We start from the raw sequence: 255 nt of genomic DNA, 5'->3' as shown, positions 1-255 counted from the left end.
CGCCCCGATGTTGCAGCGGATGCCGTGCGGCGCCAGTTCCAGGCCCAGGCAGCGGGTGAACATGGTCGCCGCCGCCATCGACGCCGCGTACGCGGCCATGCCATGGCGCGGCACGCCGGCGGCATTCGAGCTCACCGTCACGATGGCACCCGGCCCGCGCGGGATCATCACCCGGGCCAGCGCACGGGATAGATGGAAGACGCCGCCGGCATTGACCGCGAACACCCGGTGCCATTGGGCGTCATCGGTGTCGGT

General features: G+C 71.4%; 1 protein-coding gene. It reads right to left on the bottom strand.

The genetic code is table 11. From position 1 onward, the window contains the following. Nucleotides 1–255 (bottom strand): SDR family NAD(P)-dependent oxidoreductase (locus ACQG3P_RS20595; protein WP_426806086.1); only part of this gene is annotated, 255 nt, incomplete at both ends.

The sequence above is a fragment of the Stenotrophomonas sp. SrG genome, from assembly GCF_050031795.1.
Lineage (GTDB): Bacteria > Pseudomonadota > Gammaproteobacteria > Xanthomonadales > Xanthomonadaceae > Stenotrophomonas > Stenotrophomonas rhizophila_A.
The sequence above is the reverse complement of the archived record's forward strand: the minus strand, read 5'-3'. Positions and strand labels throughout refer to the sequence as shown.